General features: G+C 66.4%; 9 protein-coding genes. 2 read left to right on the plus strand and 7 right to left on the minus strand.

Annotation, left to right across the window (positions count from 1 at the left end; translation table 11 throughout):
* Positions 1-1,403, minus strand: a 1,403-nt coding sequence (locus A5906_RS36970; protein ID WP_080140111.1) for a mannose-1-phosphate guanylyltransferase/mannose-6-phosphate isomerase, incomplete at its 3' end; no start/stop codon positions are given.
* A gap of 7 nt (positions 1,404-1,410) precedes the next feature.
* On the minus strand, positions 1,411-2,400 hold the full coding sequence (locus tag A5906_RS36975) for an SDR family NAD(P)-dependent oxidoreductase (protein ID WP_080140047.1): 990 nt from the start codon (positions 2,398-2,400) through the stop codon (positions 1,411-1,413).
* A gap of 243 nt (positions 2,401-2,643) precedes the next feature.
* On the opposite strand from A5906_RS36975, the gene A5906_RS36980 reads away from it, so the two are divergent.
* Together A5906_RS36980 and A5906_RS36985 are read left to right on the plus strand one after the other, a co-directional pair.
* Entirely contained in the window at positions 2,644-3,603 is a 960-nt protein-coding gene (locus A5906_RS36980) for a lysylphosphatidylglycerol synthase transmembrane domain-containing protein (RefSeq protein WP_080140112.1), read from the plus strand.
* 62 nt (positions 3,604-3,665) lie between these two features.
* Positions 3,666-4,616: an MraY family glycosyltransferase gene (locus tag A5906_RS36985; RefSeq protein WP_430642448.1), complete on the plus strand. Its 951-nt coding sequence runs from the start codon at positions 3,666-3,668 to the stop codon at positions 4,614-4,616.
* Here the strand turns inward: A5906_RS36985 and A5906_RS36990 are convergent.
* The 5 genes from A5906_RS36990 to rfaE2 form a co-directional block, all read right to left on the minus strand.
* Positions 4,607-4,867 (minus strand): Rossmann-fold NAD(P)-binding domain-containing protein, encoded by a 261-nt coding sequence (locus tag A5906_RS36990; protein WP_245327108.1) that lies wholly within the window; start codon positions 4,865-4,867, stop codon positions 4,607-4,609. The two genes, A5906_RS36985 and A5906_RS36990, sit on opposite strands and share 10 nt — an antisense overlap.
* Before the next feature lie 25 nt (positions 4,868-4,892).
* The gene (locus A5906_RS36995; RefSeq protein ID WP_080140049.1) at positions 4,893-6,107 is read right to left on the minus strand and encodes a glycosyltransferase family 4 protein; all 1,215 of its coding nucleotides are present in this window, start codon (positions 6,105-6,107) and stop codon (positions 4,893-4,895) included.
* Positions 6,108-6,109: 2 nt separating this feature from the next.
* Entirely contained in the window at positions 6,110-8,023 is a 1,914-nt protein-coding gene (locus A5906_RS37000; RefSeq protein WP_080140113.1) for a nucleoside-diphosphate sugar epimerase/dehydratase, read from the minus strand.
* A gap of 84 nt (positions 8,024-8,107) precedes the next feature.
* A complete protein-coding gene (locus A5906_RS37005; protein ID WP_080140050.1) occupies positions 8,108-9,403 on the minus strand; it encodes an O-antigen ligase family protein in 1,296 nt (431 codons plus the stop codon).
* An 11-nt stretch (positions 9,404-9,414) separates the two neighbouring features.
* The coding region (gene rfaE2, locus A5906_RS45705; RefSeq protein ID WP_245327109.1) for a D-glycero-beta-D-manno-heptose 1-phosphate adenylyltransferase at positions 9,415-10,106 on the minus strand (692 nt) is incomplete at its 5' end.

Consider the following 10,106-nt stretch of genomic DNA (forward strand, 5'->3'; position numbering starts at 1 on the left):
TGATAGTCGTCTTCAATCCGGATGATGTCGTCTTCCCCGAGATAGGAGCCGGTCTGGACCTCGATCAGCTCCAGCATGATCTTGCCGGGGTTCTCCATCCGGTGCACCGCGCCCATGGGGATGTAGATCGACTCGTTCTCATGCACGGTCTTGACGGTCTCGTTGACGGTGACGCGGGCCGCGCCGCGGACCACGATCCAGTGCTCGGCGCGATGATGGTGCTTCTGCAGCGACAGCCGCCCACCCGGCTTCACCACGATGCGCTTGACCTGGTGGCGCTCGCCATTGTCGACGGACTGATAGCTGCCCCACGGCCGATGCACCTTGAGATGCTCCTCGGTGACCTTCGGCGCCACCGCCTTGAGCTTGGTGACGAGCCGCTTCAGGCCGTTGGCATCCTTCTGGCGCGAGACCAGCACCGCATCCGCGGTGGCGACCACGACGAGATCGTCGACACCTTCGAGCGCGACCAGCGCGGAATCGGTGGTGACGTTGCAGTTGCGGGAATCCTCGAACACCGCGGTGCCGTGCGCGGCATTGCCCTGCGCATCCTTCTCCGACAATTCCCACACCGCATGCCAGGAGCCGACGTCGGACCAGCCGCAGGACACCGGCACCACGGCGGCGCGCGAGGTCTTCTCCATCACGGCGTAGTCGATCGAGATCGCCTTGGCCGCGCCGAACGCCTCGGGCTCCAGCGTGACGAAGCCGAGATCGCGGCCGGCATTGTTGACCGCGTTGGCGACCGCCTCGACGCTTGCCGCATCGACCTTGCGGTATTCGTCGAGCAGGACGCTCGCCGGGAACATGAAGTTGCCGCTGTTCCAGAGAAACCCCGAATTGACGTAGTCGGCCGCCGTCACGGCGTCCGGCTTCTCGACGAAGCGCGCGACCGCGTGCACCGCGCCGGAGATCACCTCGCCCGGGCTGATATAGCCGTATTCGGTCGCCGGCCGCTCCGGCTTGACGCCGAAGGTGACGATGCGCCCGGCGCTCGCGGCGGTGAGGCCTTCGCGGCATGCCGCAACGAAAGCGGCATTGTCCTGCACGACGTGATCGGCGGCGAGCGCGAGCACGATCGCCTCAGAGGCGCGGTTCTGCGCGAACACGGCGCCAGCGGCGATCGCGGGCCCGGAATCGCGCCGCATCGGCTCGAGGATCACGTCGGCCTCGATGCCGATCTCGGCGAGCTGCTCCAGCACCATGAAGCGATAGGCCGCGTTGGTGATGACGATCGGGCGATCGAACAGCGATGCATCCGAGACGCGCAGCAGCGTGTCCTGGAAGGTCGAACGCGCACCGAACAGCGGCAGGAACTGCTTCGGCCGCACCTCGCGCGAGGCGGGCCACAGCCGCGTGCCGGCACCGCCGCACATGATCAGGGGGATGATGCGTTTGTCCATCGTCATTTCAAACCTTGAAGTAGTCCCGGTACCAGGTGACAAAATTACGGACCCCCTGCGCGATCGGCGTTGACGGCGCAAAGCCGGTGTCACGCATCAGGTCCTCGACATCCGCGAACGTTTCCAAGACGTCTCCCGGCTGCATCGGCAGCAATTCTTTGATCGCCGTCCGACCCAGCTCCTGCTCCAGGAGTCCGACGACATGCATCAGCTCCTCGGGGCGGTGATTGCCGACATTGTAGACCCTAGACGGCGCATTTGCGGCAGCCGGATCGTCCACAGGCGCCTGGTCGATCAGCTTGGACACGACACGGGTTACGTCGTCAATATAGGTGAAATCCCGGCGCATCTTGCCACGGTTGAAGAGCCGGATCGGCCGGCCCTCCATGATGGCGCTCGCAAACAGAAACATGGCCATGTCGGGCCGTCCCCACGGACCGTAGATGGTGAAGAAGCGCAAGGCGGTGACCGGCAGCCGGTAGAGATGGCTGTAGGCCTGCGCCATCACCTCGTTGGCCTTCTTGGTCGCGGCGTAGAAGCTCACCGGATGGTCGGTGCGGTCGCCGACCGCAAATGGCAGTTTCGTGTTGGCGCCGTAAACGGAGGATGACGAGGCGTAGACGAGATGGCGGCAGCCATTGTGGCGGCAGCCTTCCAGCACGTTGAGAAAACCTACCAGATTGGAATCGGCGTAAGCCTGCGGCTGCTCGATCGAGTAGCGCACGCCCGCCTGGGCGCCCAGATGCACCACCTCGGTAAATCGGTGGCGCGCAAACAGCGCTGCGATCGCCGCGCGGTCGGCAAGATCCGCCTTGACGAAGGCGAAGCGGGAATCGCCGCGGAGCAGGTCCAGGCGCGCCTGCTTCAGCACCGGATCGTAATAGACGTTGAGATTGTCGAGCCCGACGACCGGCCGGCCTTCGGCCAGAAGCTGTCGCGCGACATGAAAGCCGATGAATCCGGCGGCGCCGGTGACCAAAATCGCCTGATCCGTCATCCTGTTCCCAGGGGATCCGATCCCCGGCCTTTCGGCGCCTCTTTAGCCGCCGCATCGAGGGGGGCGCAAGTGCTGTCCGGCCGGTCATAACGGCCGTTCGTGACCGCCGCATATAACCGCTTCCATCACCGCTTTGCATCACTGCTATTGCAAGATCGGCGCCAAGACCATACCAAAGCGACCGAATTCGGCGCCTCGCGTCGGGTTGCCACAATCTTCGCAAACCCAGGTCATGCGGGCGAGATGCGCCGAATCCTGCTGTCGACGGCCAAGATCCTGATTTCCGCGGCGCTGCTCTATCTGGCGCTGCGCAAGGTTGATCTATCCGAACTGCTTTCGCGTTTCACCGTGACCAGCCTGTTCTGGATCGGCCTTGCGATCGCGATCACGTTCCTGCAGATCTTCATCGGCGTTCTGCGCTGGCGCGAGATCAGCGCCCAATGCGGCGCGCCGCTCGAGCTCGCCCGCGCGATGCGCTACAACGTGATCGGCTCGTTCTTCAACCAAACCCTGCCCTCCGCGATAGGCGGCGATGCGGTCCGGCTGTGGCTGGTCGCGCGCGCCGGCGCCGGCTGGCGGGCGGCCACCTACTCGATCTTCGTCGACCGCGCCATCGGCCTGATCGCGCTCGCGATCCTCATCGTCGCGAGCCTGCCGTGGAGTTACGCCCTCATCACCGATCCGCACGGCCGTTCGGCGCTGCTGCTCGTCGACTTCGCCGCGCTTGCGGGCGGTCTCGGCTTCCTGGTCTTCGGTGCGCTGAAATGGCACTGGTTGAAAACCTGGTGGGCCACGCATCACATTCACGCCTGTGCCGTGATCGCGAACCGCGTGATCTTCAGCCGCACGCGCGGACCGGCCGTCGCGATCCTGTCGCTCGTCGTGCATGTGCTGACCGTCGTCGTGGCCTGGTGCGTCGTGCAGTCGATTGCCGCTCCGGTCGGCTTCAGCGATGTCTTCCAGCTCGTGCCGCCGGTGATGCTGATCACGATGATGCCGATCTCGATCGCGGGCTGGGGCGTGCGTGAAGCCACCATGGGCCTCGCCTTCGGCTTCGCGGGACTTGCCGCAAACGAGGGCGTCAACATCTCGCTGCTGTTCGGCGCGGTGTACTTCATCGTCGGCGCGGTCGGCGGCCTCGTATGGATCCTGAGCGCGGAGAAGGCCGCGCAAGGGGCAGCGCCCCTCGGAGTGCCGGAGTGAACCCGGCCACCGCACCCGTGTCCGCCGTGCCCGTGCTGCTTGCTTTGGCGATTGCCGCGCTGATGTCTGCCGTCATCACCTGGACCAGCCGCCCCCTGCTCCAGCGCTACGCGCTGGCGCGGCCGAATGCGCGGTCCTCACATCGCATCCCGACGCCCCAGGGCGCGGGCATCGCGGTGATATCGGCGACCCTGCTGGTTGCATCCGTATGGGCGCCTTGGGTCAATGTCGCGATCCCGCCGGCGCTGGTGATTGCGACGATCGCGATCGCGCTGGTCGGATTTGCCGACGACATCAGGTCGTTGCCGGTTCTCGCGCGGCTCTTGCTGCAAGCCGTCGCCGTCGCGGCGGTGGTATTCACCGCGCCGGAGACGGCGCGTATCGTGCCGGCGCTGCCGCTTGCACTGGAGCGCGGCCTCCTCCTGCTCGCCGGAATCTGGTTCGTGAACCTCGTCAACTTCATGGACGGGCTCGACCTGATGACGGTCGCCGAAGTCGTGCCGGTCACCGCGGCGCTGCTGCTGCTCGGATGGCTCGGCGAGCTGTCCTGGGCCGCCGCACTCGTCGCCACCACGCTGTGCGGCGCCATGCTCGGCTTTGCGCCCTTCAACAAGCCGGTCGCGAAAGTGTTCTTGGGGGATGTGGGGAGCCTGCCGATCGGCCTCCTGCTCGGCTGGTGCCTGCTCGAGCTCGCCTGGCACGGGCAAGCGGCCGCGGCACTGCTGCTGCCGGCCTATTACCTCGCCGATGCCACCATCACGCTGTTCCGCCGCATCGCGCGCCGCGAGCAGTTCTGGTCGGCGCACCGCTCGCATTTCTACCAGCGTGCGACCGACAACGGCTTTTCGGTACCGCGGGTGACCGCCGAGGTCTTCCTGCTCAACCTCGTGCTCGCGGGGCTGGCGATCCTCGCCGTTCGCGCCGGTTCAATGTCGGTCACGGTGCTCGCGCTGCTCGCAGGCGCGGTCGCAATCGGCTTCTTGCTGCGGCGCTTCTCACGCCCTCAAGTCTGAGCCGACAGCGCAAGCTGCAGTTCCTTGTCGAGCGAGACCGGCGGCTGCTGCCAGCCGGTCGCGAGCGCCCTCGAAATGTTGAGCTCGAGGGAGCCGATCAGGCTGTCACGCGTGTTCTGCCAGCCGATCATCTTGAGAAGCGCACCGAGCAGCGCCGGCCGCATGGCGAAAAGGCGCGAGCGCTTGCCGGACGCTTTCGTCAGATGCTCGACGAATTCGGGCGTCGAGACCTGTTCTCTGTCCGCCACCATGCCAGCACGACCGGTTTGCTCTCGCTCATCGCGGCTCCGAAAGGTCCGGGCCGCGCAACAATTCGTCGACGAGCGCGGCATAGGCGTTCATCGCGGTGGCGCGATCGAACCTCGCCGCCGCCTTCACCGCACGCTCGGCCATGGCGCCGTCGTCGGAGCGGGACGCTGCACGGATTGCGTCCGCGAGCTGATCGGCGCGGCCCGGCGTCACGACCCAGCCGAGCCCGTTCTCCACCACCGTCAACGCCGCCTCGGCCTCCGGCTCCGAGACCAGGGCCACGGGACGTCCGACCGCCAGCAGATTGTAGAACCGGCTCGGCACCGACACCCCCGCAACGTCCTTCCGGTATGGAATGATCCAGAGATTGGCCGACGCCAGAAACGCCTCGAGCTCGGCGTCTTCGACCCGGGCCACGAAGGACACATTGGGCAGATTTGCATTCGCCTGCAACTGCTTCAGCCGCGCGAAGCCAATGCCCCAGCCGGACAGCAGGAAATGGATATCCGGCTCGTTCCTGAGCAGGCGCGCCGCCTCGAACACGATCTCCGGATCATGGGTGAAGCCGAGATTGCCCGACAGGCCGACGACGAAACGCGCGGAGAGCCCTTTCCGGAACGGATTGTCCTGTGACAGCGGACGCCGCCCCGGCGCCAGCGTCGCCCAGTTCGGGATGAAGCGGATCTTGTTTCGCCCCATGCCGGGATAGCTCAGCAGCGGCCGCTCGGCGTCGCGGCCGATGGTGATGACGGCGTTGAGTGCGCGGAACATCAGGCTGTTGGCGAAGCGCATCGTCCGCGCCACGAGCGAGCCCGGCTTGAGAAGGCCCGCCATCACCAGCACGTCGGGAAAGAGGTCGTGCATGATCAGCGCGGAGCGCGCGCCCTTGAGCCTTGCGGCGGCGGCGACGGCATAGGGCAGCATGAACGGCGCGGTGACGGTGAGCACGATGTCCCCTCGCCGCAGCTCGCGGATCAGTGCGAGGAACGTGCGGGACGCAAACAGCAGCTCGGACACCCCGCGCCGCACCAGGGCCGCCTTTCCCGCCATCCGGTTCTTGACCGCCACGACGCGGGGCTTGCCCGGGCCGGAGGGCGGCAGCGTGCCCGGCGAGCCCGAGAGCACGACGACCTCGTGATCCGCAGCGATGCGGCAGGCGATCTCCGCCATGATCGCCGCGGTCGTGCTCGAGTCCGGCGGATAATGCTGGCTCGCGACGACGATCTTGCCCTTGGACTTCATGGTCAGGCCGCGGTCGACCCGAATTCGGGGACCGCATCCTTCAGGATGGTCCTGATGGTGGCGCGATCGTCGCGCGCGATCGCCTGCTCCAGCGCCGCGATCCATTTGCGCAGCGTCTGCATCGGCGGCTCGTTCGGCTGCGCCGCCATGATGCCGGCGACGCCGATCTCGCGGGTCGGCTCCTCGGAGGCGAACAGGATCTCGTGCAGCCGCTCGCCCGGCCGCATGCCGGTGAACACGATCTCGATGTCGTAGCCCGGCTGCAGGCCGGAGAGGCGGATCATGCGCTCGGCGAGATCGACGATCTTCACCGGCTGGCCCATGTTGAGCACATAGACCGACACGTCCGGGCGCGCCGTTCCGAGCGCGTGGGTCGCCGCCGTGATGACGAGGTCGCAGGCCTCGCGGATGGTCATGAAGTAGCGGACCATGTCGGGATGCGTCACCGTCACCGGACCGCCAGCCTCGATCTGGGCCTTGAATTTCGGCACCACCGAGCCATTCGACGCCAGCACATTGCCGAACCGGACCGAGATCAGCCGCATCGGCGGCTTGGCGCCATCGCTGCCTGCGGCAAGGTCGTGGTCGAGCGCCTGGCAGTACATCTCGGCGAAGCGCTTGGTGAGGCCGAGCATCGACACCGGCTCGATCGCCTTGTCGGTCGAGATCATCACCATGGCCTCGGCGCCGGCCGCGTGCGCGGCATCGGCTACGTTGATCGAGCCGAAGATGTTGGTCTTGACGCCCTCGCTCCAGTCGCGCTCGAGGATCGGCACGTGCTTGAGGGCTGCGGCGTGGAACACGATGTCGGGCTTGAACTCGGCCATCAGGCGCATGATGCGCTCGCGGTCGCGGATGTCGGCGATCCGACCCTCGATCTCGGCAGCCGTGCCCTGCGCGGTAAGCGCCTCCGTGACGGCGTAGAGTGCCGGCTCGGAATTTTCCACGATCAGCAGGCGCGCGGCGCCGAAGGCGACGACGCGCTCGCAGATCTCTGAGCCGATCGAGCCGCCGCCGCCGGTGACGATGACCGCCTTGCCTCTGATCAGGGCTTCGAGGCGCGCGTAGTCGATTGTCTCGCTGGGCCGCAGCAGGAGGTCCTCGACCGCGACGGCCGTGAGGCGCGGTGTATCGCCGCTTTCCAGCGAGGGCATGCGGTTGACGATCACACCCAGCTTGCGCGCCCGCATCAGGATCGCTTCCGGATGCGCCTCCTGCTCGAACGCCGACGGCGTCATCACGAGGCGCGCGATCGGCTTGTTGCGCTTGGCGAAGTCCGCGATGACGTCCTCGACGTCGTCGATGCCGCCGAGCACCGGCACGTTGCGGATCAGCTGGCCGCGATCCGAGCTCGACGGCGACAGCACGCCGACCGGCCAGATCCGCTTGATCGCCCCGCTTTCGATCCCGCGCAACAGCACCTCGGCATCCGCGGCGCGGCCGATCAGGAGCGTCGGCGCCGCATCGTCGGTGCGAGCATGACGCCGCACCCGCGTATAGCGGAAGTAGCGGTAGGCCATGCGCAGCGCGCTGAGGAAGCTGATCTCGAGGAACCAGTAGAGGACGATCGTCACCTTGCCGAGGAAAAAGGCGCCGCGGACGTTCGGGGCGACGAAGATGTAGTCCAGCACCAGCAGGGCAACCGTCAGCACGCTCGCGACGCGGATGATGTTCAGCGCGTCCGGCAGCGAGATAAAGCGCCATTTCGTCGTGGTCAGATTGAAGACGAAGAACACCACCACGCTGAAAGCGAGGAAGTAGGGCAGGATCTGCAACAGCAGCGGCAGGCGGTCGTAGAAGCCTTCGCCACCCTCGAAACGCAGGTAGAAGGCGACGAACAGCGCCGCCGCGGTCGCCAGCAGGTCGTGAAGCGCGATCAGGAAATTGCGCAAGGTGAGATGCGAAAGTCGCGTCATCCGCCGACCGATGAATATCCTGTTGGGTGCAACCTGACCGCGCTGATAGCCCATCTTAACAGGACTTGCCAGCCGCGCGGTCGTTCAGGAACCGGCTTCCCCCATCTTCGCTCCGGCCTGTTGTGCCCGGATCACCATGCCGCCGGCCACGCCGACGCCGATGACATACATCCAGCCCTCGTGGAAATCGAACAGATGGGAGTTGAACAGCGAGGTGAAGACGTTCTGCACCACGACCAGCAGGCCGACCCAGTTGGCGAGGCCATCACCGCGAAACAGCAGGAGATGCAGGACCCAGATCGCGTAGAGAACGACGATGCCGATGACGCCCCACTGCACGGCGACATTCAGCGTCTGGTTGTGCGGATTGCCGATCACCTCGGCGGAAGCCTGGTACTGGACCCCCGGAGTCGCAGCCCGCTCGAACAATCCGCGCGTCGAGCCCGTCCCATGGCCCTTGATCGGCGCCTCCGCGAAGAAGCCGAGCGACTTCCGCCAGAATTCGAGCCGCAGGCCCGCCGAGGTCGGCTCGCCCTTCTCCACATAGCGCGTGTAGTCGCTGGCAAAGGTGTCGGCTGTCTTGCGCAATTGCGGCGAGGCCTGCCAGGCGACAGCTGCGCCTGCGAGCAGAACGGCCGAGATGATCGTGATGCTGCGCCAGCGCAAATGAAGCAGCGCGAACACACCGAACATGATCGGAACGGTGACGAGCGCTGTGCGCGACACGACCACGAAGACCATGTTGACGAAGAAGCTTAGCGCCAGCGCGGTCAATAGCCCCGCGAGCCTGTAGCGCTTTTCACGCAACAGCATCACCACCGGATAGGCGAGCGCAACCGCACACAGCGTGAATTCCTGGCTCTGGTCGATGTAGTTCTTCACGAAGATGCCGCGCTCGACCCGGTCGGACTTGATCGCCAGGTCGGGGTAGAAGGCGACCAGCCAGGACATCACCGAAAGCAGCGCGCAGGATACAAGGAAAGCGACGAAGACCCAGCGTCCGCGCGACGAGCGCTCGAAATGGTAGAGCAGGACCGGCAGCACCAGCAGCTTGACGGTCGGATTGACGGCATAGAGGCGCGCGCTCCAGGCGGCGTCCGACCACAGCGTGCCGACCAGCGCGAGCACGACCAGCGCGATCGGCGCAGCACAGATCGGACGCTTCAGCGATTGCAGGAACGCGCGGACGTCGAGGAACGGCACCATGCAGAGCAGCATCAGTGCGTTGAAGATCCCCGCCAGCGACGTTGACCAGGGCAGCGAAGCCGCGGTGAGGATGGCGAACAGGTCGACAGTCTCGCTCCAGGCCGCCGGGTTGCGCAAGCGGCGCGACAGCATCTGGCCCATCGTCTGCGGGGCCTGCGTCGTCTCTTGAGCCATCACTTGGCCTCTCACTTGGCCCCTCCCCGCGCGCGATGCACCAGGGCCGTCGTGCTGAACCCCTGGAGAATGTCGACCAGCACGACCACTCCGCCAGCCGCCTCGACCACCTCGTGGCCGACCACCTGCTCGCGGGTGTAATCGCCGCCCTTCACCAGTACGCTCGGCTTGATCCGGGTGATCAGGTCGATCGGCGTGTCCTCCTCGAAAATGACGACGACATCGACCGCCTCGAGCGCGGCGAGCACCTCGGCCCGCGCACGCTCGTCCTGGACCGGACGATCGGCGCCCTTCAGCCGCCGCACCGAGGCGTCGCTGTTGAGGCCCACGATCAGGCGGTCGCAGGCCCCGCGCGCCGCGGTCAGCACCTTGACGTGGCCCGGATGCAGGATGTCGAAGCAGCCGTTGGTGAAGCCGACGCGGAGGTCCTGGCGCCTCCATTCGGCGAGCTGCGCCTCGAGCGTATCAGGCTCGAGCACGATCTTCTCCTCGGCCGCAAGATAAGCGTGCGGCAGGATCTTTCGCCGAAGCTCGGCAGCGCTCACGCTGGCGGTGCCCTGCTTGCCGACCGCGACCGCGGCGGCGGCGTTGGCGACGCGCAGCGCCGTGTCCCAGTCCGCGGCCGCCGCCAGCGAGACCGCGAGCGCGGCGGCGACGGTGTCACCGGCGCCCGAGACGTCGCGCACCTCCACCGGAACGGCGG

The organism is Bradyrhizobium sacchari, from assembly GCF_002068095.1.
GTDB classification, from domain to species: Bacteria; Pseudomonadota; Alphaproteobacteria; order Rhizobiales; family Xanthobacteraceae; genus Bradyrhizobium; species Bradyrhizobium sacchari.